The 23,864-nt window shown below is 67.6% G+C and carries 21 protein-coding genes; 13 read left to right on the top strand and 8 right to left on the bottom strand.

The window, feature by feature from the left end; all coding sequences use genetic code 11:
* Positions 1-3: 3 nt before the first annotated feature.
* A complete protein-coding gene (apbC, locus tag ACFWP0_RS06850; protein WP_377840700.1) occupies positions 4-1,092 on the bottom strand; it encodes an iron-sulfur cluster carrier protein ApbC in 1,089 nt (362 codons plus the stop codon).
* A gap of 101 nt (positions 1,093-1,193) precedes the next feature.
* On the opposite strand from apbC, the gene ACFWP0_RS06845 reads away from it, so the two are divergent.
* Positions 1,194-1,469: a hypothetical protein gene (locus tag ACFWP0_RS06845; RefSeq protein ID WP_175175082.1), complete on the top strand. Its 276-nt coding sequence runs from the start codon at positions 1,194-1,196 to the stop codon at positions 1,467-1,469.
* 233 nt (positions 1,470-1,702) lie between these two features.
* Positions 1,703-3,769, top strand: a complete 2,067-nt coding sequence (metG, locus tag ACFWP0_RS06840) for a methionine--tRNA ligase (RefSeq protein WP_377840699.1) — start codon at positions 1,703-1,705, stop codon at positions 3,767-3,769.
* 66 nt (positions 3,770-3,835) lie between these two features.
* Here metG and ACFWP0_RS06835 read toward each other — a convergent pair whose 3' ends face one another.
* From ACFWP0_RS06835 to ACFWP0_RS06825, 3 genes are all read right to left on the bottom strand, one after another.
* Positions 3,836-4,573, bottom strand: coding sequence for a sulfurtransferase (locus ACFWP0_RS06835; protein ID WP_377840697.1), 738 nt, complete (start codon positions 4,571-4,573; stop codon positions 3,836-3,838).
* An 85-nt stretch (positions 4,574-4,658) separates the two neighbouring features.
* The gene (locus ACFWP0_RS06830; protein WP_377840696.1) at positions 4,659-5,456 is read right to left on the bottom strand and encodes a DUF4377 domain-containing protein; all 798 of its coding nucleotides are present in this window, start codon (positions 5,454-5,456) and stop codon (positions 4,659-4,661) included.
* Positions 5,457-5,486: 30 nt separating this feature from the next.
* A complete protein-coding gene (locus ACFWP0_RS06825) occupies positions 5,487-6,017 on the bottom strand; it encodes an META domain-containing protein (RefSeq protein WP_377840694.1) in 531 nt (176 codons plus the stop codon).
* Positions 6,018-6,324: 307 nt separating this feature from the next.
* Here ACFWP0_RS06825 and ACFWP0_RS06820 point away from each other — a divergent pair, with 307 nt between their 5' ends.
* On the top strand, positions 6,325-7,473 hold the full coding sequence (locus ACFWP0_RS06820) for an acyltransferase family protein (RefSeq protein ID WP_377840693.1): 1,149 nt from the start codon (positions 6,325-6,327) through the stop codon (positions 7,471-7,473).
* Here the strand turns inward: ACFWP0_RS06820 and ACFWP0_RS06815 are convergent.
* Positions 7,454-7,840 (bottom strand): helix-turn-helix domain-containing protein, encoded by a 387-nt coding sequence (locus tag ACFWP0_RS06815; RefSeq protein ID WP_377840691.1) that lies wholly within the window; start codon positions 7,838-7,840, stop codon positions 7,454-7,456. The two genes, ACFWP0_RS06820 and ACFWP0_RS06815, sit on opposite strands and share 20 nt — an antisense overlap.
* 601 nt (positions 7,841-8,441) lie before the next feature.
* Between ACFWP0_RS06815 and ACFWP0_RS06810 the strand changes: the two genes are divergently transcribed.
* Together ACFWP0_RS06810 and kch are read left to right on the top strand one after the other, a co-directional pair.
* A complete protein-coding gene (locus ACFWP0_RS06810) occupies positions 8,442-9,257 on the top strand; it encodes a response regulator transcription factor (protein WP_377840689.1) in 816 nt (271 codons plus the stop codon).
* Between the two features lie 445 nt (positions 9,258-9,702).
* Positions 9,703-10,914: a voltage-gated potassium channel protein gene (gene kch / locus ACFWP0_RS06805; protein WP_377840687.1), complete on the top strand. Its 1,212-nt coding sequence runs from the start codon at positions 9,703-9,705 to the stop codon at positions 10,912-10,914.
* Here kch and ACFWP0_RS06800 read toward each other — a convergent pair.
* Together ACFWP0_RS06800 and ACFWP0_RS06795 are read right to left on the bottom strand one after the other, a co-directional pair.
* Complete coding sequence (locus tag ACFWP0_RS06800; protein ID WP_377840685.1) at positions 10,891-12,480, bottom strand: EAL domain-containing protein; 1,590 nt, start codon at positions 12,478-12,480, stop codon at positions 10,891-10,893. The two genes, kch and ACFWP0_RS06800, sit on opposite strands and share 24 nt — an antisense overlap.
* 92 nt (positions 12,481-12,572) lie before the next feature.
* Positions 12,573-13,232 carry a TetR/AcrR family transcriptional regulator gene (locus ACFWP0_RS06795; RefSeq protein ID WP_377840684.1) on the bottom strand — a complete coding sequence of 220 codons (660 nt, stop codon included), beginning with the start codon at positions 13,230-13,232 and terminating at the stop codon, positions 12,573-12,575.
* 199 nt (positions 13,233-13,431) lie between these two features.
* On the opposite strand from ACFWP0_RS06795, the gene ACFWP0_RS06790 reads away from it, so the two are divergent.
* From ACFWP0_RS06790 to phbB, 6 genes are read left to right on the top strand one after another with little or no spacing between them, the layout of a single operon-like run.
* The gene (locus ACFWP0_RS06790) at positions 13,432-14,904 is read left to right on the top strand and encodes an efflux transporter outer membrane subunit (RefSeq protein WP_377840682.1); all 1,473 of its coding nucleotides are present in this window, start codon (positions 13,432-13,434) and stop codon (positions 14,902-14,904) included.
* 26 nt (positions 14,905-14,930) lie between these two features.
* The gene (locus ACFWP0_RS06785) at positions 14,931-15,998 is read left to right on the top strand and encodes an HlyD family secretion protein (protein WP_377840681.1); all 1,068 of its coding nucleotides are present in this window, start codon (positions 14,931-14,933) and stop codon (positions 15,996-15,998) included.
* A complete protein-coding gene (rbbA, locus tag ACFWP0_RS06780) occupies positions 15,998-18,736 on the top strand; it encodes a ribosome-associated ATPase/putative transporter RbbA (RefSeq protein WP_377840679.1) in 2,739 nt (912 codons plus the stop codon). The genes ACFWP0_RS06785 and rbbA overlap by 1 nt, the downstream gene beginning before the upstream one ends.
* Before the next feature lies 1 nt (position 18,737).
* Positions 18,738-19,862, top strand: a complete 1,125-nt coding sequence (locus tag ACFWP0_RS06775) for an ABC transporter permease (protein WP_377840678.1) — start codon at positions 18,738-18,740, stop codon at positions 19,860-19,862.
* A 50-nt stretch (positions 19,863-19,912) separates the two neighbouring features.
* Entirely contained in the window at positions 19,913-20,380 is a 468-nt protein-coding gene (locus ACFWP0_RS06770; RefSeq protein WP_377840676.1) for a hypothetical protein, read from the top strand.
* Positions 20,370-21,116 (top strand): acetoacetyl-CoA reductase, encoded by a 747-nt coding sequence (gene phbB / locus ACFWP0_RS06765; RefSeq protein WP_377840675.1) that lies wholly within the window; start codon positions 20,370-20,372, stop codon positions 21,114-21,116. The genes ACFWP0_RS06770 and phbB overlap by 11 nt, the downstream gene beginning before the upstream one ends.
* Positions 21,117-21,137: 21 nt before the next feature.
* Here the strand turns inward: phbB and ACFWP0_RS06760 are convergent, their stop codons facing one another.
* Positions 21,138-22,034, bottom strand: coding sequence for a LysR family transcriptional regulator (locus ACFWP0_RS06760; protein WP_377840674.1), 897 nt, complete (start codon positions 22,032-22,034; stop codon positions 21,138-21,140).
* A 137-nt stretch (positions 22,035-22,171) separates the two neighbouring features.
* On the opposite strand from ACFWP0_RS06760, the gene ACFWP0_RS06755 reads away from it, so the two are divergent.
* Positions 22,172-22,789: a nitroreductase family protein gene (locus ACFWP0_RS06755; protein WP_377840672.1), complete on the top strand. Its 618-nt coding sequence runs from the start codon at positions 22,172-22,174 to the stop codon at positions 22,787-22,789.
* Between the two features lie 21 nt (positions 22,790-22,810).
* Positions 22,811-23,683 (top strand): EamA family transporter, encoded by an 873-nt coding sequence (locus ACFWP0_RS06750; RefSeq protein ID WP_377840671.1) that lies wholly within the window; start codon positions 22,811-22,813, stop codon positions 23,681-23,683.
* Positions 23,684-23,864: the final 181 nt, after the last annotated feature.

Here is a 23,864-nt window from a genome sequence, read left to right as displayed (position 1 = left end):
TTTTCAGGTCGGTTGCTGCACGACGATGGAAGGGAATTTCCCGGCCATGTCGCGAGGAAGCGCGGCGACGCCCGCTGCCAGCTTTCTTGCGATGGCGCGATAGAGCGACGCGGCTTCGCTGCCCGCGTCCGACACCACGGTCGGCGTGCCGGCGTCGGTCTGCTCGCGGATCACCAGGGTCAGCGGCAGGCTGCCCAGCCACGGCGTTTGATATTGCTCGGCCATGCGCTGGCCGCCGCCTTCGCCAAAGATATGCTCGGCGTGCCCGCACTGCGAGCAGATGTGGATGGCCATGTTCTCGACCACGCCCAGGATCGGCACGTCCACTTTCTGGAACATGCGCAGGCCCTTGCGCGCATCCAGCAAGGCCACGTCCTGCGGCGTGGTGACGATGATGGCGCCCACCACCGGCACCTTCTGGGCCAGGGTCAGGGCCACGTCGCCCGTGCCCGGGGGCATGTCGACGATCAGGTAGTCCAGGTCGCGCCAGTTGGTCTGGCGCAGCAGCTGTTCCAGCGCCTGCGTCACCATCGGGCCGCGCCAGATGGCGGGAGAGTCGGCGTCGATCAGGAAGCCGATGGAGTTGGCCTGCAGGCCGTGGCCGGTCAGCGGCTCCATGCTTTTGTTGTCCAGGCTCTCGGGCCTGCCCGACATGCCCAGCATCGTCGGCACGCTGGGGCCGTAGATGTCCGCATCCAGCACGCCGACCTTGGCGCCTTCTGCCGCCAGGGCCAGGGCCAGGTTCACGGCGGTGGTGCTCTTGCCCACGCCGCCCTTGCCGGAAGCCACTGCAATAATGTTGCGCACGTTGGGCAGGGGCTTCAAGCCCTTCTGCACCGCGTGCGCGGCCACCTTCCACGTCACGGTCACTTGGGCGTCGGGCACGCCCGCCGCGGCCAGCGCGGCCACGGCGATGGCGCGGACCTGTTCGCGGGCGCCGTCGGCCGGATAGCCCAATTCCAGGGTCAATGCGACAACGCCGCCGCCCAGCTGGATGTCACGATCTTTTACAGAAACACCCAAATCCATGCCGGTATTCGGGTCTTGCGCGGCGCGCAGCGCAGCGCGGATGTGTTCTATCGTTATACTCATGTCACTATGGTTCCGTAGGCAGCGCGGCTTCTGCGGGCCGCCATCCCCTAAAGGATAGCGGATACACGGGAACCTTTCGCTGCGTTTTGCATCCGACATTCATGACCAACACACTTATCCGCTTCTTTCGTGCCGTCCTATTCGCCGCCCTGGCCTTGATCGGCATGGCGATGGCGCTGGTGTTCATGCTTTCCACGGCAATCGCCGTGGCGATCCTGTACGTGGTCGCCAAAGTGCGCGGCAAGCCTTTCGGCGTTCGCGCCTATTGGAGCCAGCGCCAAGGCGTCCGTCCGGGACCGTTCCAGTCCGCCACCGCCCCGTTCGCCACGCAGCCGCGCGGCGACGTGATCGACGTCGAGGCCCGCGAAATCCGCTGACGGCGGCTTTCCGATGCGCTTCGCGCCGCCTGCGGCGCGAGCGGGCCGCTGCGTATTGCGCAGATCCGGCAGATTCGCCGTGCCTGCGCCGGCGCCTTCCTTCATCAACCCGCCTGATTCGCCTTGCCGCGAGGGCGGGTTGCGTGCTTTTCCGGTCGCCCCCAGGCGAGTCCGCGCGCTTGCCCTAAAATGGCCGGCCAAATCCCTTTTCCCCTCAACCTCTATCGACAACCATGTCTCGCACCCTTTTTGTCACCACTGCGCTGCCCTACGCCAACGGATCTTTCCACATCGGCCACATCATGGAGTACATCCAGGCCGATATCTGGGTTCGTTCGATGCGAATGGCGGGCCACACGGTGCATTTCGTGGGTGCGGACGACGTGCATGGCGCGCCGATCATGCTGAAGGCGGAAAAAGAAGGCATCACGCCGCAGGCGCTGGTCGCCCGCTACGCGGCCGAGCGCCCGCAATACCTGAACGGCTTTCACATCCGCTTTGACCACTGGCACTCCACGGATTCGCCCGAGAACGTCGCGCTGTCGCATGACATCTATCGCGCGTTGAAGGCCCAGGGCCTGATCGAAACGCGCTCCATCGAGCAGTTCTACGATCCGGTCAAGGGCATGTTCCTGGCCGACCGCTACATCAAGGGCGAATGCCCCAAGTGCCACGCCAAGGACCAGTACGGCGACTCCTGCGAAGTCTGCGGCGCGGTCTACGCGCCCACCGAGCTGATCAACCCGTACTCGGCGCTGAGCGGCGCCACGCCCGTGCTGAAGTCGTCAGACCACTTCTTCTTCAAGCTGTCCGATCCGCGCTGCGTGGAGTTCCTGCAGCAGTGGACCAACGGCTCGAACAAGCACGGCGGCAAGCACCTGCAGCCCGAAATGCTCGCCAAGACGCGCGAGTGGCTGGGCGCGGAAGACGGCGAGGCCAAGCTGGGCGACTGGGACATTTCCCGCGATGCGCCCTACTTCGGCATCGAGATCCCGGACGCGCCGGGCAAGTACTTCTACGTGTGGCTGGATGCGCCGGTGGGCTACCTGGCCTCCCTGAAGTCCTACTGCGAGGTCAAGGGCCTGGACTTCGACGCCCTGCTCGACCCCAACGGCGACACCGAGCAGGTGCACTTCATCGGCAAGGACATCGTGTACTTCCACGCGCTGTTCTGGCCCGCGATGCTGAAGTTCGCCGGCCGCAAGACGCCGGACGCCGTGAACGTGCACGGGTTCATCACCGTCAGCGGCGAAAAGATGTCCAAGAGCCGCGGCACCGGCATTTCGCCGCTGCGCTACCTGGAAATCGGCATGAACGCCGAATGGATGCGCTATTACATCGCCGCCAAGCTGAATGCGCGGGTCGAAGACATGGACTTCAACCCCGAGGACTTCATCGCCCGCGTCAATAGCGACCTGGTCGGCAAGTACGTCAACATCGCCAGCCGCGCCGCCAGCTTCATCACCAAGCATTTCGACGGCGTGCTGGGCTATTCGGGCGACACGGCCGCGCTGGCCGCGGAATACGCCGAACAGGCCGAGTCCATCCGCGCCGCGTTCGAAGCGCGCGAGTACAACCGCGCCATCCGCGAGATCATGGCCTACGCCGACCGCATCAACCAGGCGTTCGACACGGCTCAGCCGTGGGTGCTGGCCAAGGGCATCGCCACGGCGGAAGACGCGCAGAAGGCTGCGCTGCAAGACATCTGCTCGCGTTCGCTGGCGGGTTTCAAGGCCCTGTCCGTGATGCTGGCCCCCGTGCTGCCGTCGCTGGCCGAACGCGTGGCGCTGGAGCTGTTCGGCGCGCAGGCGCCGTTCACCTGGGCGGACGCCTCGGTGCTGCCGCAGCGCGTCGCGCCGTTCAAGCACCTGATGCAGCGCGTCGAGCCGCAGATGCTGGAAGACCTGTTCGAGCCGCCCGCCGCGCCCGTCGTGGTGCCCGGCGGCGAGCCGCTGGCCGAGACCATCTCCATCGACGACTTCGCGCGAGTCGACCTGCGCATCGCGCAGATCGTCAATTGCGAACACGTGGAAGGCTCGACCAAGCTGCTGCGCATGACGCTGGACGTGGGCGAAGGCCGCCACCGCAACGTGTTCTCGGGCATCAAATCGGCCTACAAGCCGGAAGACCTCATCGGCAAGCTGACCGTCATGGTGGCCAACCTGGCCCCGCGCAAGATGAAATTCGGCGTCTCCGAAGGCATGGTGCTGGCCGCCAGCCACGCGGACGAAGCCGTGGATGCCGGCATCTACGTGCTGGAGCCGTTCCCGGGCGCCAAGCCCGGCATGCGCGTGCGCTGATCCGCCCGGCCCGCGCATGAAAAGAGCCCGCCATCGGCGGGCTCTTTTGCGTTTCTGGACGGCGGACTAGGCGTTGCTGGGCGCCAGCGCCGGATCCAGCGAGATCCGCTCGTCGAACACGAAGCACTTGCCCTCGTAGCCCGGACCGCCGGTTTCCTCGAAGTACTTGAGGATGCCGCCGTCGAGCTGGTAGACATTCTGGATGCCGGCTTCGTTCATGTAGATGGCGGCCTTTTCGCAGCGGATGCCGCCGGTGCAGAAGCTGACGACCGTCTTGCCCTCGAACTGCGCGCGATTCGCCTGCACCGCGGCCGGAAATTGCGTAAAGCGGTCGATGCGCCAGTCGATGGCGTTCTTGAAGGTGCCCTCGTCCACTTCGAAAGCGTTGCGCGTGTCCAGCATGACGACCGGCCGGCCGGCGTCGTCCGCGCCCTGCTCCAGCCAGCGCGCCAGCGTATGCGCATCCACGCCCGGCGCGCGTCCCGCGGCGGGGCGGATGGCCGGATGATCCATCCGGATGATCTCGCGCTTGATCTTGACCAGCAGCTTGCGGAACGGCGCCTCGCCGCTATGGCTGAACTTCACTTCCAGGTCGGCGAAGCGCGCGTCCGCGCGCAGGCCGCGCAGGAAGGCGTCTATGCCTTCGGCGGCGCCCGCCAGGAACAGGTTGATGCCCTCTTCGGCCAGAAGGATCGTGCCCTTGAGCGCGGCGTCGCCAGCCTGGACCAGCAGGCGGGCGCGCAACTCGGGCAGGGAATCCAGCGTAACGAACTTGTAGGCGGCAATATTGACGACGGAAGTCATGGCAAAGCGATGAAAAACGGACGGCGAAGCCCGTAATAGTAATCGCTGGGCGGGTTGCCCCGCCCGCCGCCGCCCCGGACGCCGCTCAGCGAGCGGCGATTTCCTGCTCGATCACCGCGTCCAGCACCCAGCGCAATGAGGAGGCGCCGGCCGGTGGATTCGGGTCCTGGACCTCGACCACGCGCAGCCGGTAGCGGATGCCGGGCTGGAAATTGAAGCCGGTGATCTCGCCATACCACGACTGCCAGGGCTGAGACGCGCTGTCCCGCACCTGATAGCACATGGCTCGGCCGGCGCCGGCGCTGCAAGGCACGCGTTCCGAATTCACATAGACGAGCTTGGTCGGCCCGATCTGGCCGCCCGCCACCGGATCCACGCGGCGTCCGAAGTCCAGCGTATCGCCGGTGCTGAGCACCCAGGTCATGCGCTGCGGATTATTGGTGTTGTCCAGCGAGGTGGCGGTGATGCGTGTGAGGCCGGCCAGGAAATCCTGTTCGAGTTTCATGGCCTGCGGCGCGCACGCCATCATCGTCGACACGGGATGGGACCGCAGGATCAGCAGGCCGTTGGCGATGGTGTAGGGCGCGCTGTACTGATTGCAGCCGGCAAACCCCGCCATGAGGGGCGAGCCCCGGTCGTGGATGAAGCTGGCCGTGATGGGGCGGGAGCTAGAGGACGGATGCGGCACGGGGCGCAATGCGCCGCCGGGCAGCGTCCAGCGCGCCAGGTCCCAGCTGGTCTGGGCCAGGATGTCCGAGGCCGCGGCGGGCTGGAAGCGGGGGTCCTGCCCGTCCGCGGCGCGCTGGGGCGGCGACGAGCAGGCGGCAAGCCCGATGGACAGCAGGCAAGGCGCCAGCCGGCGCAAGGAAGCGGAAGAGAACATGCGGATCTCCGGGACAGGTCGGCCGCAATATTACGGCGTCGGCGGATCCTGGCGCCGCTCGAACTCCAGCACGTCGCCGCCGCGCAGATTGAACGTCAGGTGGCGCGGGGCGCCGCCGCTGTCCAGCGTGAACGTGTCGATGGCGGTCAGGCCGCGCAGGTAGTCGGCTTCCAGTTTGGCGCGTTCGGGCGGCACGCAGGCCATGCGCGTCATGGCGGGCGCGTCGATGAACAGCTTGCCGCTTTGGAGCTTGTACGCGCCCATGTAGCGGTTGCAGCCGGAAAAGCCGTCGACGCGGTATTGCTTGCCTTGCGCCAGGAAGGTCAGCCGTATGGGCTCGCCGTTGTCGCCGTGGGGGATATCCCGCAGCACGCCTCCTGGTTGAGTCCAGCGCACCAGCTCCCAACTGGTCTGGGCCAGCGAATCCGCGCTGCTGGCGGCGTTGGCGGCGGCGGCGCCTTCCGGGCGGGCGCCCCCGATGGAGCCGGCGCAACCGGCCAGGGCCGCCGTCAGGAGACTGAGGCAGAGCAGCCGGCAACGCGAAGACAGAAGGGTAGGCATGTGCGGGACTCCGAAAAAATTCACACCCCTCGACTGTAACCGGCATCGGGCCGGCAGGCGATTTTCTCCGCCCTACAGCCGTATCCAAAAGAAGCACGGAAATTACGGGCACTAGCTCCGATGGCGCAGCCTGCTGGGCCGAATGCCGCATGGCGGCGGCTTGCGGCGGCGCGCAGAATCAGCTGCAGATCGTGACTCCGGCCAGGCTGGGCAGAACGGGGAAAGAGGAGCGGAGCACGCATTTACCGCAGGCGCAGGTGTCCGGCCCATCGGGCCAAAAAACAATACCAACCCGGGAGACACGGCGATGGGATTCTTGAGAACCTTACTGGCGCTATCGGTAGTGCTGGATCATCTGGGCGCCGGCTACGCCGATCAGCTGGTCGGCGGCAGGCTGGCGGTACAGCTTTTCTACGTGATATCGGGCTTCCTGATTTCATACGTGCTGACAGCCACGGACCATTACCAGGGCGCGGTGGGCAAGTTCTACGCCAACCGCTTCCTGCGCCTGTTCCCGATCTACCTGGCCGTGGCCGCCATGACGCTGATGGCCCATGTGCTGAGCGGCGGCGCCTTCTTCCGCTTCTACGACGCCCTGCCCTTCAGCGCCGAACTCTTCCTGGTGCTTTCCAACATTTTCATCCTGGGCCAGGACTGGCTGATGTTCTTCGGCATCAAGGATTCCGCGCTGGCGTTCACGGGCAGCTTCGCGAACAGCGACGTGCCGCTGTACGAGGGGCTGCTGGTGCCCCAGGCCTGGACCCTGGGCGTCGAGATGAGCTTCTACCTGGTGGCGCCCTTCGTGCTGGGCTCGCCGCGCCGCCTGCTGGCCTTGCTGGCGGCGTCGCTGGCGCTGCGCGGGGTGCTCATCGCGACGGGAGTCGGCCTGTCCGACCCCTGGACCTACCGCTTCTTTCCCACGGAGCTCGCGCTGTTCCTGATTGGCTCGCTATCGCACCAGGTGCTGCTGCCGCGCATGAAGGCCTGGACCCAGCGCGTCAAGCGCCTGCCGGAACTGGGCACTGCCGCCTTGTTCGCCTACAGCCTGCTGCATTTCTCGATCGGCATCAACCCGACGGTGCGCGATGGCCTGGCCGTCATGTTCTTCGCGGCGCTGCTGCCGCTGGCGTTCCTGTTCCAGTCCCGGCACCGCCTGGACAAGGCCATCGGGGAACTGAGCTATCCGATCTACATCTGCCATTCGCTGGTGATCATGGGGTTCAGCTGGCTGCTCCACGATGTCCAGGAGCACCAGCCCATGCTGTTCGCGGCCCTGGTGATCGCGAGCTGTATCGCGTTCTCAGCGTTGCTTAATGCTTTGATCTCGGACCCCGTGGAACGCCTGCGCAGCCGTCTGCGCACGGACGCGGGCGGCGAAGCGGCGCCCGCGGCCAGCGCGCGGCGGCGTCCCCAGGCGCCTGCCCAGCCGATCGGGACTATTCACCGCGTGCCTTGATGTAGGCGGCCAGCACCAGCTCGATCTGCCGCTTTTCCTGCGAGCTGAGGCGGGCGTAGGTGGCGTAGGAAACGGTCTCGAATGGCCACGCGGGCGGCATCGGCGAATTCGCCGTGCCGCCCGCGTGGCCAGGATTCAGCATCGGACCTTCGCCCGTGCTGAGCCATAGGGGATTGACGCGCAAGGCGCGCGTCAGCTTGATGAGCGCCTCGCTTGAGGGCTGCTGGCGCTGCCCGCTTTCGTAGTTGCCGATGGCGCTTTGCGACAGGTTGCTTGCGACTGCCAAGTCCTTTTGAGTCCATCCCTGAAGCACTCTTGCGTTGCGCAGACGATGGCTAAACGTGTCCAATCGATCAACCTGAGACATTAATATGAATTTATTTTTTAATTAAAACATCTCGATACTGTTGCCAAATAAACGGACTAGACCCCAATTTCTGGGCTAATCCGTAAATCGCAACATCGCTCTGCTTGGCCGAGCGCGCACCGGGCCCGCGCCCGGCTCGCCCGTCCAAGAATGACGGCACAAAAACCATATCTATCATCGACTTATGAATTGCCTGCCGGCCTGCGGAAGCTTGTCAACGCACCGCTCGCGCCCCAGGCGGGACTGCAAAAAGCCGGGCTGAGTTTATGGCGATTTGCCAGCTCGGACGAGAAAATAATGTATCGGTAATACATAATATTTTGCGGCCCAAAAAGCGAAAACAAACAGCGTTTCAACCCCTTCTAGGCGGCTTGCCGGCCAATCTCTGTTACCAGTCGAAACCACAGAAACGTATCTTCACAAAAAAACACGCCCGTGTTTAAATGAAACACGGGCGTGACTTCCGCATGGAACCGCGAACACATCGGCCAGACGGCTTCGTCGTGGTGCGCATCATAGGAAGGGGCATGACACGCACCGCTGACGCCACGGCCCATTCCCGGCGCGGCCTCCCTGCCGCGCCGCCTCATTGGAAGCATCAATGAACAACACGCTGGATGTCATCTTTCTTGGCAACGACGATGCCAGGCAAGCCCGACTGGTGGAGGCCCTTTCCCATTTGGGATTCAATGTCCGCCGCTGCCATGACCTGGTTGATGTCTACGACCGCTACTCCCGCCGGCCCAGCCCCCTGGTGGTGCTGGAGGCGCCCCTGACCGACGTCCACAATGCCGCGGTGCGGCTGCGCGCCATGGACCGTGGGCTGGGCATCGTGGCCATCGCGGGGTTCGCCGACGCAGAAAGCCGCATCCGCACCCTGCTCTGCGGCGCTGACGCCTGCCTGCCGCCGGACGTCACCGGGCTGGAACTGGCCGCGGTGCTCCAGGCGCTGGTGCGCCGCGCGGTGGGCCTGGACGGCATGGATGCCGCCGCCGACCCGCAGGCCTCGGACGAGCCCGCCCAGGAAGCATGGCGGCTGGCCAACAAGGGCTGGACCCTGATCAGCCCCCGGGGCCGGACCTTGGGGCTGACCACCGGCGAACGCGACTTCCTGTCGCGGCTCGTGAATGCGCCCGACCGCAAGGTCAGCCGCGACGCGTTCCTGGCGGACGGCGCGGACGATGCCGACAACGGCATCACGCGGCGCCGCTTCGTGGACGTGATGATCAGCCGCCTGCGCCGCAAGGCGACCGCGAACCAGATGACCCTGCCGATACGCGCCGTGCACGGATGGGGCTACATGTTCGCAGCGGACATCGCGCTGGATCTGGACTATCGGGTATCGGTGGAAGACAGCCGCGTGGACGGCCAGGATGCCTGGCGCCGTGAAACGGCGGACGCGAGCGCGTCGGTGTGATGCGGGCCCGGCAAGGGCCCCGGGCAGGCGCCGGGCGAAAAAAACGCGGCGCTGCCCCGAAAGGTAAGACGCCGCGCTAAAACAACACGTGAGCCCGGAGTCATCGGCCGGCACCGATGCCTTCTACCTGGATCACGCGATTCCAACATTCGTGCCTCATACTACTCACGCACGGTCCGACCGTGAACCCGCGCCGGGTCTCTAGTCCCTGCACAGGCTGCAACGTGATCAACGCCTGGCAATCCGTCCGCCCTGGCTGCTGGCGGGCTTATCGCCCGTATCAGCGGCGTTCCTTCCGGATAGCCGCGTGATGAGGGGAGTTTAGGACTTCGAACGAGTTTCCAGTAATTCTTTGTTGATAGTCCTCCATACCTATCTGGTATAGGAGGGACCTGCGCGAGGCGGCCTAAAATGCCGGCAAAGGACCCAGACAGACCCCATCCCCATGCCCATATCCCAGCCATCCCTCCGGCACCGGCTTCGCAGGATTCTGGCGCTGTTTCCGCCCAACTGGTGCCTGGCCATCCTGGTGGCGCTCGACGGCTATGCCTTCATGCATCCGGTGCTGCGCGAAGTGCGCGCGCGCGAGTATTCGTTCTGGCTCGCGCTGGACAATTGGCATGACGTGATGCGGGTGGTGGGCCTGCTGGAGATACCGCGGCTGGTGCTTGGGGTGGGCCTGCAAGTGATCGCGCTGGGACTGATCCTGAAGGCGCGCATCGCGTGGGCCTTCTCGCTTGTGCTGCTGGTCGGCATCGGCACCTTCGCCATCCTGGGCGACGGCGGCCGCTCCGGGCTGGGCATCTACACGATGGTGCTGGTGATTGCGCTCGTCGTCTACTGGCGCCGCTTTGACCGCGCCAGCGTGGCCGCTGGCTCGCTGTTCGCGCTGGTCAGCGTGCTGTCGCTGCTGATCTACGCCATTTTCGGCACGCTGTACCTGGGCCACGAATTCAATCCGCCGATCCTGGATGCGGGCACGGCGTTCTACTTCTCCATCGTGTCCATGTCGACGGTCGGCTACGGCGACATCGTTCCTCATACCGGCACGGCCAGGCTGTTCACGGCCTCGATTATCATTCTCGGCATCACCGTATTCGCCACTTCCGTCAGCGCGATCGCCGGGCCGGTGATCGGCGGCAACCTGAAACGGCTGGTCAAAGGCAGGCTTTCCACCGCCATGAGAAAAAACCACATCATCATCGCGGGCGCGACACCCCTGGCGCAGAGCGTCTATCAGGGCCTGCGCCGCCGCGGCGAGGAATGCACGGTGATCGTGCCCGCCGGCATGGCGCAGGAATATCCGGCGGCAACCGACCTGATCGAAGGCGACGCCTCCAGCGTGGAGGTGCTGCACAGCGCAGGCGTGGCGCGGGCGCGCTACGTGCTGGCGCTGCGCGAAGACGATGCCGAAAACGCATTCATCGTGCTGGCCGCGAAGGAAGCGACCGGCGACGCCGGCGCCAAGACCGTGGCGCTGGTCAACACCAGCAAGCACCTGGAGAAGATCCGGCGCGTGCAGCCCGACCTGGTCTTTTCCGTGCAGCTCCTGGGCGCCGAACTGCTGACCCGCGCGATCAACGGCGAACCCCTGGACAGCCAGGCCATCACCGACCTGTTCTTCGCCAAAGCCTCAGCCGAGCCCAAGGCCTCCTGAGCGCGCCGCGCCGCCGGGCGCCGCATGCCCGGCGTACCAGCGAAGAAACTCCGCCGAGGGCATGGGCCGGGCAAACAGATAGCCCTGGATGAAGGCGACGCCGCGCGCGGCCAGGTAGTTGAACTGCAGCTCGGTCTCGACGCCTTCGGCCACCACCGCCAGGCCCAGGCGGTGCGACAAGGCGATGATCACGTCCAGCACCGGCGCATCTTCGCCGGAGGGCTCGATGGCGTGCACGAAGCCCTTGTCGATCTTCAGGTAGTCCACCGGGAAGCGCTGCAGGTACGACAGTGAACAATGGCCGGCGCCGAAGTCGTCGATCGCCACGCGCACGCCCTGGGCGCGCAATGCGTCGATGTTGCGCCGCGCCTGCCCGTCGTCCGAGACCAGGCTGCGCTCGGTGATTTCCAGCACGACCAGGGGCTGGCGCGCCGCGGTGTTCGCCACGAACGCCTCCACATCGGATTTCAGCGCGGGACTGGACAGGTGCTCGGGTGCGATGTTCACACCCACGTGAAAGCCCGGCGGCGTGGTCCAGGCCCGCAAGTCGCGTTCGATGAGCGCGAACAGATGCCGGGTCAGGGGCACGATCATGCCCTCGGCTTCGGCGGCCGCGATGAAGATGTCGGGCCGCACAAAGCCCGCGCCGGGGCGCTCCCAGCGCATCAGCGCCTCCACGCCTTCGCACTGTCCCGTCGCCTGGCCATACACCGGCTGGTAATGCACCTGGAATTCGCCGGCGCGCATGGCGCGGCGCAACTGCTCCTTGTACGACTGGCGGTTCGCCTGCAGGCGGTAGGCGCCGAAGGCCAGCCCGACGCCCAGCAGCGCCGCCGCCGGCAGGTAGGTCATCATCAGCTGCTGCCAGGCCTGCACCAGCGCCTCGGACGGCGCCATCACGCGTATGGTCAGCGCGGACCGGCCGCTGTCGTTGGTGGTCTCGCTGTACACGAGCGCGGCGGGCACGGCCGACGCGCCCCAGGAATCGCTGCGGATGGGCGCGCCGCCCTCGCCCACCAGCAGCTCAAGCTGATAATCGCGCAGCGTCGCGACGGCGTTCAGCAGATCCTGCACATAGCGGCCATCGACCACGACGACGGCGGCCTGCCCCTCGATCCCTGGCTTGCCGAGCAGGATGGCGGGACGGTCCGGCGCCAGCGGCGTTCCGACCACCGTGAACAGCCACCGGCCGGGCGCGATGCCCGCCGGCCACTCGCGGAAATCGCTGATCGTCTCATCGGTCACGCCCAGCGCGGACGAACAGTAGATGCGGTCCTGGCGGGTGAGGATCAGGGAACGGAAGTACGGATTCAGCGTGCCCCAGCGCTGCAGGTCGGGAAGCGCGCGGGCGCAGGACACGGCGGTCAGCGCGGCCACCCTGTCCAGCAGTTCCCAGGCTTGCGAGAGGATGTGCTCCGTCTGCACGCGCACGATGCGCGCGGCCGACTCGGCTTCGTAGCGCTGCTCTTGCTTGGCGTGCCACCAGGTCCAGCCCACGCAGACGAGCACCGGAAGCACCAGGGCCAAGGCCACGGGCAGATAGCGCCACGACGGTACACGATCCATCAACCCCGATGTCGCCAAAGTGTCCTCGCTGCCGGGTGGTCCGATGTTGGGAATGCCAACTGTGGGGATGGGACACCAAGCGCGGCGCAACGTCAAGAAGCGCTGCGCGCCCCGGCCGGCCGGCGCGGACGCGAAGCCTGCGCCTCAGGGGCGAGCAGTTCGCAGATCATCGCCACGTGCGCCTGGCGCCGCTCCGGCAATGGGATGCGCTCGTCCTGCCCGAACAGCGCGGCCATGACGATGGTGTGCACGACGGGCGCCAGCAGCAGCCAGGGCTGATCCAGCGCCACCCCGTCGCGGCACAGGCCGCGCGCGTGCGCGCGCGCCAGCAGCCGCCCAAGGTCCGCCTCGTGCGCCGCGGCGGTTTCCTGGCGCCAGCGCGCCGCCAGATGCGGCACCCGGCCGCTTTCGGCCAGCAGCAGGCGCATGGTGCTGACCATGGCGGGGTTGGCAAGGCTGAGGTGCAGGTGGTCCGCGATGCGTTCGGCCAGGTCCCGCGGCGTGGCGGCCCCATCGACGATGGCGTCGACGTCGAGCCTCGGCGGGCTCAGGTGGCGCGCAAGCAGCGCTTCGAAGACGGCTTCCTTGCTGGCGAAATGGGCGTACAGGCCGCCCTTGGACAAGCCGGCGCGCTGCGCGATGTCGTCCATCCTGGCGCCCGCATATCCCGCTTGGGAAAACTCCTGCAATGCGGCGTCGAGGATCTGCCCGACCCGCACGGCCGGAGGAAGACGACTGCGCTGCCTGTCCATCCCTGCCGCTCCATTTTTTCGAACTCCAGCCATTAAAAACCGACCGGTCAGTCGCTAGTTTGATCCGGATCAAGGACTGCTCAAGGCACGGCCGGCACAATAAACGCATGACCCTGGTGTCGGGTCTTCCGGGGCGTCCGGGCCACAAGCCCGCCCCGCCCGGAATGCGTCCGGCGCCCTTGTGCTGGAGAACCGCCGCATGACTCGTCCTGCGTTTGCCGCCAAGATCGCTGTGCGCCTCGCCCCCGCCGCCCTGTCGGCGTTGCTGGCCGGGGGCTGCGCCTCGCTCGCGCCCGAGTACCAGCGCCCCGCCTTGCCGGTGCCCGCCGCTTACGCCCAGGCAGATTACTCCGCGGAGCAGGCCGCCGCGCACCCCGACGTCGCCGCCCGGATCTCCTGGCGCACGTACTTCTCGGACCCCACGCTGCAGGGGCTGATCGCCACCGCGCTGGACAACAACCGCGACCTGCGCGGGGCCTTGCTGCGCGTGGAAGAAGCCCGCGCCCTGTACGGCATCCAGCGCGCGGACCAGTTCCCCACCATCGGCGCGCAGGCCGACGGCTCCCGCGCCCGCGTGCCGGGAGACCTGAACCTCACGGGCCAGCCGCAAGTCTCCAGCCAATACCAGGTGGGCGTCGGCATGGCGAGCTGGGAGCTGGACTTCTGGGGCCGCGTGCGCAGCCTGAACGACGCCGCGCTGCAGAACTACCTGGCCACGGAGGCCGCCGCCCAGGCCGCCACCCTGAGCCTGGTCGCCCAGGTCGCCGACAGCTACCTGACGCTGCGCGAACTGGACGAGCGGCTGGAGCTCACCCGCGAAACCATCGAGTCGCGCGCGGAATCGCTGCGCATCTTCCGCCGCCGCTTTGAAGTAGGCGCGATATCGAAACTGGATCTGACGCAGGTGGAAACGCTGTGGCAGCAGGCCAAGGCGCTGGGCGCGGAGCTGGAACAGACCCGCGCCGCCCAGGCGCACGCGCTGGAGCTGCTGGTGGGCGCCCCGCTGGACCTGCCCAGGCAGCAGGCCCGGCTGAACGACGACGCCGTCATGCATGCGCTGCCGGCCGGCCTGCCGTCCGACCTGCTGACCAACCGCCCCGACATCGTCGCCGCGGAACATCAGCTCCAGGCCGCCAACGCCAATATCGGCGCGGCGCGCGCCGCGTTCCTGCCCAGCATCACGCTGACCGGCGCCTTCGGCGCCGCCAGCGCCGAACTGGACGGCCTGTTCGCGGGTGGCAGCCGCGCCTGGAATTTCGCGCCCAGCATCAACCTGCCGATCTTCGACGCGGGCCGCCGGCAGTCGTCCCTGGACCTGAGCGAAGCGCGGCGGGACCAGGCCGTCGCGAACTACGAGAAGACCATACAGGCCGCCTTCAGGGACGTGTCCGACGCGCTCTCCGCCCGCCGCTGGCTGGCCGAACAGGTGGACGTGCTGCGCGCCACCGTGGCCGCGCAAAGCGAGCGCGCGCGCCTGGCCCAGCTGCGCTACGACCACGGCGCCTCCCCCTATCTGGAAGTCCTGGACGCCAAGCGCGACCTGCTGGCCGCGCAGCAGCAGCTGGTGCAGACGCGCCGCGCGCTCCTGTCCAGCCGCGTCGGCCTGTACGCGGCGCTGGGCGGAGGCACGCAAGCGCCGCCGCCGGCCGGCCCGGACGCTCCCCGCAGCTGACAAGAAACGATAAAGGATCCGCCGCCATGCGCCTGCCCACCCGAAAACTGATTCCCCTGCTTGCCGTCCTGGCCCTTGCCGCCGCGGGCTACTACGGATGGCGCCTGCTGGCCGACACCGGCCCGGGCGAGGGCTTCATCAGCGGCAACGGCCGGATCGAGGCCACCGAGATCGACGTGGCCACCAAACTGGCCGGGCGCGTGCAGGCAGTGCTGGCCGTCGAGGGCGACTTCGTGTCCGCCGGCCAGCCGCTCGCGCGCATGCAGATCGACACGCTGCAGGCGCAGCGCGAAGAGGCGCGCGCCCAGCATCAACAGGCGATCAACAGCGCGGCCAGCGCCGCGGCGCAGGTGGCGCAGCGCGAAAGCGACAAGCTGGCTGCCGAAGCCGTGGTGGTGCAGCGTGAAAGCGAGCTGGACGCGGCGCGCCGCCGCCTGGCGCGCTCCGAAACGCTGTCCAGGGAAGGCGCCTCCTCCATCCAGGAATTGGACGACGACCGCGCCCGCGTGCGCAGCGCGCAGGCGGCGGTGCACGCCGCGCGCGCCCAGGTGACGGCGGCGGCCGCCGCCATCGAGGCGGCCCGCGCCGCCCAGGTCGGCGCGCAATCGGCCATCGCCGCGGCCCAGGCCACCGTTGCGCGCATCGACGCCGACATCGCCGACAGCGAGCTGCGCGCCCCGCGCGCCGGCCGCGTGCAGTACCGCGTGGCGCAACCCGGCGAGGTGCTGGGCGCCGGCGGCAAGGTGCTCAACATGGTGGACCTGGCCGACGTCTACATGACGTTCTTCCTGCCCGAACAGGCCGCCGGCCGCGTGGCGCTGGGTCAGGACGTGCGCATCGTCCTGGACGCCGCCCCCGAATACGTCATCCCCGCCAAGGTGTCGTTCGTGGCCAGCACGGCGCAGTTCACCCCCAAGACGGTCGAGACCGCGAGCGAGCGGCAGAAGCTGATGTTCCGCGTCAAGGCGCAGATCAGCCCCGAACTGCTGCTGCGGCACCTCAAGCAGGTCAAGACCGGCCTGCCGGGCGTGGCGTGGATCAAGCTGGACGCCGACGCGCAATGGCCCGCCAACCTTGAAGTCAAGGTGCCGTGATGGCCGCCCCGGCCCCCGCGCCCGTCGTCACGCTGTCGGACGTCAGCCTGCGCTACGGCAAGACGCTGGCGCTGGACGGCATCGCGCTGGACATACCGGCCGGACGCATGGTGGGGCTGATCGGCCCGGACGGCGTGGGCAAGTCCAGCCTGCTGGCGCTGGTGGCCGGATCGCGCGCCGTGCAGCAGGGCAAGGTCATGGTGCTGGGCGGCGACATGGCCAGCAGCCGGCACCGCGACGAGGTCTGCCCGCGCATCGCCTACATGCCGCAGGGGCTGGGCAAGAACCTGTACCCCACCTTGTCGGTGGAAGAGAACCTGCAATTCTTCGGCCGCCTGTTCGGCCATGACGAGGCCGAGCGCCGCCGCCGCATCGACAGCCTGACGCGCAGCACCGGCATGTCCGCCTTCCTGTCGCGGCCCGCGGGCAAGCTGTCGGGCGGGATGAAGCAGAAGCTGGGCCTGTGCTGCGCGCTGATCCACGACCCCGACCTGCTCATCCTGGACGAGCCCACGACCGGCGTCGACCCGCTGGCTCGCGCGCAGTTCTGGGACCTGATCAACGACATCCGCCGGGAGCGCGGCGGCATGAGCGTGATCGTGGCGACGGCCTACATGGACGAGGCGCAGCGCTTCGACTGGCTGATTGCCATGGACGAAGGCCGCGTGCTGGCCACCGGCACGCCCGAGGAGCTGGAGCAGCGCACCGGCGCGGATTCGCTGGAGGCCGCCTTCATCGCGCTGCTGCCAGAAGCCAAGCGGCGCGGGCACAAGCCGGTGGAGATCGTGCCGCTGGCGCTCGACGACGACGCCGAGGTCGCCATCGAGGCGCGCGACCTGACCATGCGGTTCGGCGACTTCGTGGCCGTGGACCACGTCAACTTCCGCATCCGCCGCGGCGAGATATTCGGCTTCCTGGGATCCAACGGCTGCGGCAAATCGACCACCATGAAAATGCTGACCGGGCTGCTGCCCGCCAGCGAGGGCCAGGCCTGGCTGTTCGGCAAGGAAGTCGACCCGCGCAATATCGATACGCGCCGCCGCGTGGGCTATATGTCGCAGGCGTTCTCGCTGTACGGAGAGCTGACCGTGCGGCAGAACCTGGTGCTGCACGCCCGCCTGTTCCACGTTCCCGAGGCCGATATCCCCGCGCGCGTGGACGAGATGGCGGGCCGCTTCGACCTGGGCGAGGCGCTGGACGCGCTGCCCGAGAACCTGCCCATGGGCGTGCGCCAGCGCCTGTCGCTGGCGGTGGCCATGGTGCACAAGCCCGAGCTGCTGATCCTGGACGAACCGACCTCGGGCGTGGACCCCGTCGCCCGCGACAACTTCTGGCGCCTGCTGATCGAGCTGGCGCGGCAAGACCACGTCACGATATTCATCTCGACGCACTTCATGAACGAGGCCCAGCGCTGCGACCGCATGTCGCTGATGCATGCGGGCAAGGTGCTGATCAGCGCGTCGCCCGCCGAAATCACGCGGATGCGCGGCGCAAAGACGCTGGAAGAGGCCTTCATCGCCTACCTGGTGGACGCGGGCGCCGGGACCGCGGCCGAGGCCGGCGCGGCGCCGCCCGCCGAGGCCGAGCCCGCGGCCCCGCAGCCGCCGCAGCGCGGATTCAGCATCGGGCGGGCGCTGAGCTACATGTGGCGCGAATCCCTGGAGCTGCGGCGCGACCCGGTTCGCGCCACGCTGGCCCTGATGGGATCGCTGCTGCTGATGTTCGTGATGGGCTATGGCATCAGCCTGGACGTCGAGGACCTGCGCTACGCCGTCATGGACCGCGACCAGACCAGCCTGAGCCAGAACTACAGCCTGAACCTGTCGGGCTCGCGCTACTTCATCGAGCGCCCGCCCATTGCCGACTACGCCGACATGGATGCGCGCATGCGCAGCGGCGAACTGTCCCTGGCGATAGAGATCCCGCAGGGCTTCGCGCGCGACGCGCAGCGCGGCAAGAACGCGCAGATCGGCGTGTGGATCGACGGCGCCATGCCGCAGCGCGCGGAGACCATCCGCGGCTATGTGATGGGCATGCACCAGGGCTGGCTGGCGCAGCAGGCCCGCGAAAGGCTGGGCGCAAGCGCTGCGTCGTCCGTCGGCATCGAGACCCGCTTCCGCTACAACCCCGATGTGCGCAGCCTGCCCGCCATGGTGCCGGCGGTGATTCCCCTGCTGCTGCTGATGATGCCGGCCATGCTGACCGCGCTGGCGGTCGTGCGCGAAAAGGAGCTGGGCTCGATCATCAACCTCTACGTCACGCCCGTGACGCGGCTGGAGTTCCTGCTGGGCAAGCAGGCGCCGTACGTGGCGCTGGCGATGCTGAACTTCCTGCTGATGACCCTGCTGGCGGTAACGCTGTTCGGCGTTCCCATCACCGGCAGCTTCGCCACCCTGCTCCTGGCCGCGCTGATCTACAGCGTGGTGGCCACCGCCATCGGGCTGCTGGCCTCCACCTTCACGCGCAGCCAGATCGCGGCGCTGTTCTTCACCATGATCGGCACGCTGGTGCCCGCCGTGCAGTTCGCGGGCCTGCTCAACCCGGTGTCGTCGCTGGAAGGCGGCGGGCGGCTGATCGGAGAGATCTACCCCGCCACGCACATGCTCGCCATCAGCCGCGGCGTGTTCAGCAAGGCCCTGGCCCTCTCCGATCTGCAAGGGTCGTTCTGGCCCCTGCTGGCGGCGATACCCGTCATCCTGGGCGCCTCGGTGCTGCTGTTGAAGAAGCAGGAGACCTGACATGAGGCGCCTGGCCAATATCTACCGCCTGGGGGTCAAGGAGCTGTGGAGCCTGGCCCGCGACCCGATGATGCTGATCCTGATCCTCGTGTCGTTCACGCTGATGATCTACACCGCCGCCACCGCCGTGCCCGAGACGCTGCACAACGCCCCCATCGCGGTGGTGGACGAAGATGCGTCCCCGCTGTCGGCGCGCATCGCCTCGGCCTTCTACCCGCCCCACTTCACTCCGCCGCAAATGACCACGTCGGCCGAGGCCGACGCGGGCATGGACGCGGGGCGCTACACCTTCTCGGTCAACATCCCGCCGAATTTCCAGCGCGACGTGCTGGCCGGCAAGCCGGCGGAGATACAGCTGAACGTAGACGCGACGCGGATGAGCCAGGCGTTCACGGGCAGCAGCTACATCCAGCAGATCATCACCGACGAAATCAACGAATTCGTCAGGCGCTATCGCGCCCCCGCCGAGCTGCCGGTGGACCTGGCAGTGCGCATGCGGTTCAACCCGAACCTGACGCAGGCCTGGTTCGGCGCGCTGATGGAGATCATCAACAACGTCACGATGCTGTCGATCATCCTGACCGGCGCGGCGCTGATCCGCGAGCGCGAGCACGGCACCATCGAGCATCTGCTCGTCATGCCCGTGACGCCGACCGAGATCATGGTTGCCAAGGTATGGTCGATGGGGCTGGTCGTACTGGCGTCCGCTGGGCTATCGTTGACGTTCGTGGTGCGCGGCCTGCTGCACGTGCCGGTCGAAGGATCGGTGGCGCTATTCCTGGCCGGGGTGGCGCTGCACCTGTTCGCAACGACCTCCATGGGCATCTTCATGGCCACGCTTGCACGCAGCATGCCCCAGTTCGGCATGTTGCTCGTACTGGTGCTGCTGCCCCTGCAAATGCTGTCCGGCGGCACCACGCCGCGCGAAAGCATGCCGGAGTTCGTGCAGAACATCATGCTGGCCGCCCCCACGACCCATTTCGTGGAACTTGGCCAGGCCATTCTCTATCGCGGCGCGGGCATCAGCGTCGTGTGGCAACCCTTCCTGGCGCTGGCGCTGATCGGCACAGTCCTGTTCGCGTTATCCCTGGCCCGCTTTCGCAAGACCCTCAGCCAGATGGCATGAGGCCAGTATGTATTCGTTGCCCCTTACCACTTCTCTTAAAAGGACGGATGATGAAGAAGACTACAGCCTCCATGCCCCAGGGCCTCGCCGGCGCCAACGCCGCCTATTGCCAGCGCCTGGCGCTGCTTGCGCAGGAAAGCCAGCAGCGGTGGATCGCGCTGGGCCAGCGCCTGGCCACCGAGAACACCAGCCAGTACCTTGCCACCCTGGCCCCGCTGAAGCCGGGCGGCGACTGGCAGGAGATCGCCCCCGCGCTGGGCGAGATCACGCGCAAGCGGTGGCAATGCCAGCTGGAAGCCAGCCAGGCCATCACCCATGCCGCGCTGCAAGAGCAGGCCGCGCTGGCGGCCGGCCTGGGACAGGCGATGAGCGAATGGTTCAAGCTCGCCACCAGCGCCGGCGCGGGCGTCGACGCGTCTCCCCTGACGCAGATGTGGTCCGCCATGTCGAACCAGATGGCGGCCGCGTGCTCGGCCATGCGCGACGCCAGCATGCCGGGGGCCCGCCATGACAGCTAAGCGCACGGCCCTGATCACGGGCGGGGCCGGCTGCCTGGGCCGCGCCATCGCCGTGGCGCTGCATGACGCCGGCCACGACGTCATCGTCACCTACCACTCCAGCGAAAGCGCCACGCGGGAGTGGGTGGCCGAAGAGGCGGCCCAGGGCCGCAAATTCGCCATGTACAAGGTGGACGTGGCCGACTTCGCCTCGTGCCAGGCGCTGGCCGGCCAGCTGGAGCAGGACGGCCGCCAGATCGACATCCTGGTGAACAACGCAGGCATCACCCGCGACGCCAGCCTGCGCAAGATGACCGCCGAAAACTGGGCCGAAGTGATGCACAGCAACCTGGATTCCATGTTCAACATGACGCAGCCCCTGTGCGGCGCCATGGCGGACCGGGGCTGGGGCCGCATCGTGAACATCTCGTCCGTGAACGGCAGCAAGGGCGCGTTCGGACAGACCAACTACGCCGCCTCGAAGGCGGGCATACACGGCTTTACCAAGTCGCTGGCGCTGGAACTGGCCAAAAAGGGCGTGACGGTGAACACCGTGTCGCCGGGCTACCTGGCCACGCGCATGGTGCAGGCCGTGCCCGAGGAGGTGCTGAAGGAAAAGATATTGCCGCAGATTCCGCTGGGCCGGCTGGGCGAGCCCGAGGAAATCGGGGCCCTGGTGGCGTTCATCTGCAGCGACGCGGCGGGCTTCATGACCGGCAGCAACGTGGCCATGAACGGCGGCCAGCACATGTACTGACGGCGCGGCGGCGCGCCGCGGCTACTCGCGCGGCGCGTCCAGCTCGTCAAGCAGGAAATCCACGAACGCGCGCACCTTGGCCACCATGTGGCGGCGCGACGGATACACCGCATACACAAAGGTCTGGTCGGGCGACCAGTCCTGCAGCGCGGCCTGCAGCGCGCCGCTGTCCAGATCGCCCTGCACATACACGCGCGGCACCAGGCTCACGCCGAAGCCCGCGCGCAGCGCATCGCGCACCGCCAGGCTGGAGCTGACCTTGTAGCGCCCCCGCACCGGCACGCGATGCGTCTGGCCCGCGCGCTGGAAGGTCCATTCGTCCGCATGGCCCGACAGCGTGAATTGCACGCACTCCAGCCCGCGCAAGGCCTGCGGCGAGTCCGGCACGCCGTGGCGCTGGAAGTAGGCGGGCGCGGCGCACAGCACATGGTCCAGCGTCATCAGCTTGCGCGCCACCAGGCTGGAATCCTCCAGCCGGTCGCTGCCCCGGATGGCCAGGTCGAAGCCTTCCTTCACGATGTCGACGCGCCGGTCCTCCAGGTTCAGGTCCAGCGACACCAGGGGATAGCGCTCAAGAAAGCGGGGGATGGCGGCGGACAGCCGGACGAGGCTCAGGGACATCGGCGCGCTCACGCGCAGCGTGCCCGACGGCGCCTGCTGCATCGGCCCCAGCGACTGCTCGGCTTCGTGCAGGTCGTCCAGGATGCGCGCCACCTGCTCGTAGTACCGCGATCCGGCTTCGGTCAGGCTCATGCGGCGGGTCGTGCGGTTCAAGAGGCGCGCGGCGACGTGGGCCTCCAGTTCGGCGATGTTCTTGCTGACCGCCGCCGGCGACAAACCGAGCTGGCGCGAGGCCGCGGCAAAGCCCCCCTGCTCCACCACTTTTCTGAATACCTTCAGGGCGGTCAGATGGTCCATCGATTATTCACCCATAGTGAATGATATTGACATTGAAATGGATATTATCGCGAAGCGAGCATTCAATTAGCCTGTGGTCATGGAGCCGGCGCACACCCGCCGCGCCGGCAATACACCGCCCTGATTGGACGACCGACATGAACCACGCCCTGACCGACGCCATTGCGCAGCGCAATTCCGTCAACGCCTTCGACCCGGCCCGCGAGCTGGACGACGACCGCATCCACACGCTGATTTCCTGGGCCACGCGCGCGCCCAGCGCCTTCAACCTGCAGAACTGGCGCTTCATCGCCGTGCGCAGCCGCGAGGGCCGCCGCCGCCTGCGCGAACTGGCCTGGAACCAGCCCAAGGTCACCGACGCGGCGGTGACCTTCATCGTGGTGGGCGTGCTGCCGCAGGCCTCGTGGATGGCCGACCGCCTGCGCCCGTCGGTGGAGGCGGGCTTCATGCCGGCCGGCATGGTGCAGGCATGGGAATCCGCGGCCAGCCAGCTCTACGCCGATTCGCCGCAGACCCAGCGCGACGAGGCGGTGCGCAGCGCAACCTTCGGCGCCTCGACGCTGATGCTGGCCGGGCAGGCGCAAGGCCTGGCCGCCAGCCCGATGACCGGCTTCGACCCGGCAGGCGTCGCGGCGGCCTTCGGCCTGGCGCAGGACGAGGTGCCCGTCATGCTGGTCGCCATGGGTTACGCCAAGGAAGGCAACTGGCCGCAAAAGCCGCGCCGTCCGATCCTGGACGTGCTGGAGCTGGCCTGAGCGCCGCCGGAGCGAACCGCCATGAGCCGCAACACCGACCTGCTTCTGACCGCGCTGGCCCCCGCCATCTGGGGCAGCACCTATGTGGTCACCACCTTGATGCTGCCGCCGGACTACCCGCTGACGGTCGCGATGCTGCGCGCCCTGCCCGCCGGCATCCTGCTGCTGCTGGCCGTGCGCCAGCTGCCGCAAGGCATCTGGTGGCTGCGCGCCCTCGTGCTTGGGGCGCTGAACTTTTCGGTGTTCTGGGCGCTGCTGTTCGTCGCCGCCTATCGCCTGCCCGGCGGCGTGGCGGCCACGCTGGGCGCCATCCAGCCGCTGGTCGTGATCGGGCTTGCCCGAGCCCTGCTGGGCTCGCCCGTGCGCAGCCTGTCCGTCGTTGCCGCCGTGGCCGGGCTTGCCGGGGTCGCGCTGCTGGTCCTCGGCCCCAAGGCCGCGCTGGACCCGGTCGGCATCGCCGCCGGCCTGGCCAGCGCCGTGTCGATGGCGCTGGGCACGGTGCTGAGCCGCCGCTGGCAGCCGCCCGTGTCGGCGCTGACCTTCACGTCCTGGCAATTGACGGCGGGCGGCATCCTGCTGGCGCCGGCGGCGCTGCTGGCCGAGCCGTCGCTGCCGCCGCTGACCCCGCTGAACGTGCTGGGCCTGGCCTACCTGGGGCTGATCGGCGCGGCGCTGACCTATGTGCTGTGGTTTCGCGGCGTGGCGCGGCTGGAGCCCGCGGTGGTGTCGTCGCTGGGCTTTCTGAGCCCGATCTCCGCGGTGCTGCTGGGCTGGGGGCTGCTGGGCCAGAGCCTCAGCGCCGCGCAGTTGGCCGGGATGGCGATCGTGGTGGGCAGCGTGTGGCTGAGCCAGCGCGCGCAACGTCAGCCCTGGAAGCAGGTCGCCAGCGCGTAGGCAGGCCCCTTTTCCGGGGGCCGGATCAAGGGATGCAGCGTCTTGCTCTGTACTGCTTTTTTTGTAACCAGGCGGAATCGCCAGTGTTAACAGCACAGTGAATTTCCCTATGGAACACCGCCTGTTCCGGCGGATCAGCCGCAAACTGATCCGCTTTTTTATCGTCTCTCTGAATCTGTAC

Source organism: Achromobacter sp. NPDC058515 (genome assembly GCF_042721735.1).
Taxonomy (GTDB): Bacteria; Pseudomonadota; Gammaproteobacteria; order Burkholderiales; family Burkholderiaceae_B; genus Achromobacter.
This window is presented reverse-complemented; position numbering and strand designations above follow the sequence as displayed.

What these genes read in the sequence shown, in the direction of transcription:
- ACFWP0_RS06820 (WP_377840693.1), top strand. Translation starts at nt 6,325, where the DNA reads ATGGGATTCTTGAGAACCTTACTGGCGCTATCGGTAGTGCTGGATCAT.
- ACFWP0_RS06790 (WP_377840682.1), top strand. Translation starts at nt 13,432, where the DNA reads ATGACTCGTCCTGCGTTTGCCGCCAAGATCGCTGTGCGCCTCGCCCCC.
- ACFWP0_RS06800 (WP_377840685.1), bottom strand. Translation starts at nt 12,480, where the DNA reads ATGGATCGTGTACCGTCGTGGCGCTATCTGCCCGTGGCCTTGGCCCTG.
- kch (WP_377840687.1), top strand. Translation starts at nt 9,703, where the DNA reads ATGCCCATATCCCAGCCATCCCTCCGGCACCGGCTTCGCAGGATTCTG.
- metG (WP_377840699.1), top strand. Translation starts at nt 1,703, where the DNA reads ATGTCTCGCACCCTTTTTGTCACCACTGCGCTGCCCTACGCCAACGGA.
- ACFWP0_RS06815 (WP_377840691.1), bottom strand. Translation starts at nt 7,840, where the DNA reads ATGTCTCAGGTTGATCGATTGGACACGTTTAGCCATCGTCTGCGCAAC.
- ACFWP0_RS06750 (WP_377840671.1), top strand. Translation starts at nt 22,811, where the DNA reads ATGAGCCGCAACACCGACCTGCTTCTGACCGCGCTGGCCCCCGCCATC.
- rbbA (WP_377840679.1), top strand. Translation starts at nt 15,998, where the DNA reads ATGGCCGCCCCGGCCCCCGCGCCCGTCGTCACGCTGTCGGACGTCAGC.
- ACFWP0_RS06795 (WP_377840684.1), bottom strand. Translation starts at nt 13,232, where the DNA reads ATGGACAGGCAGCGCAGTCGTCTTCCTCCGGCCGTGCGGGTCGGGCAG.
- phbB (WP_377840675.1), top strand. Translation starts at nt 20,370, where the DNA reads ATGACAGCTAAGCGCACGGCCCTGATCACGGGCGGGGCCGGCTGCCTG.
- ACFWP0_RS06775 (WP_377840678.1), top strand. Translation starts at nt 18,738, where the DNA reads ATGAGGCGCCTGGCCAATATCTACCGCCTGGGGGTCAAGGAGCTGTGG.
- ACFWP0_RS06785 (WP_377840681.1), top strand. Translation starts at nt 14,931, where the DNA reads ATGCGCCTGCCCACCCGAAAACTGATTCCCCTGCTTGCCGTCCTGGCC.
- ACFWP0_RS06835 (WP_377840697.1), bottom strand. Translation starts at nt 4,573, where the DNA reads ATGACTTCCGTCGTCAATATTGCCGCCTACAAGTTCGTTACGCTGGAT.
- ACFWP0_RS06845 (WP_175175082.1), top strand. Translation starts at nt 1,194, where the DNA reads ATGACCAACACACTTATCCGCTTCTTTCGTGCCGTCCTATTCGCCGCC.
- ACFWP0_RS06755 (WP_377840672.1), top strand. Translation starts at nt 22,172, where the DNA reads ATGAACCACGCCCTGACCGACGCCATTGCGCAGCGCAATTCCGTCAAC.
- apbC (WP_377840700.1), bottom strand. Translation starts at nt 1,092, where the DNA reads ATGAGTATAACGATAGAACACATCCGCGCTGCGCTGCGCGCCGCGCAA.
- ACFWP0_RS06770 (WP_377840676.1), top strand. Translation starts at nt 19,913, where the DNA reads ATGAAGAAGACTACAGCCTCCATGCCCCAGGGCCTCGCCGGCGCCAAC.
- ACFWP0_RS06810 (WP_377840689.1), top strand. Translation starts at nt 8,442, where the DNA reads ATGAACAACACGCTGGATGTCATCTTTCTTGGCAACGACGATGCCAGG.
- ACFWP0_RS06760 (WP_377840674.1), bottom strand. Translation starts at nt 22,034, where the DNA reads ATGGACCATCTGACCGCCCTGAAGGTATTCAGAAAAGTGGTGGAGCAG.
- ACFWP0_RS06830 (WP_377840696.1), bottom strand. Translation starts at nt 5,456, where the DNA reads ATGTTCTCTTCCGCTTCCTTGCGCCGGCTGGCGCCTTGCCTGCTGTCC.
- ACFWP0_RS06825 (WP_377840694.1), bottom strand. Translation starts at nt 6,017, where the DNA reads ATGCCTACCCTTCTGTCTTCGCGTTGCCGGCTGCTCTGCCTCAGTCTC.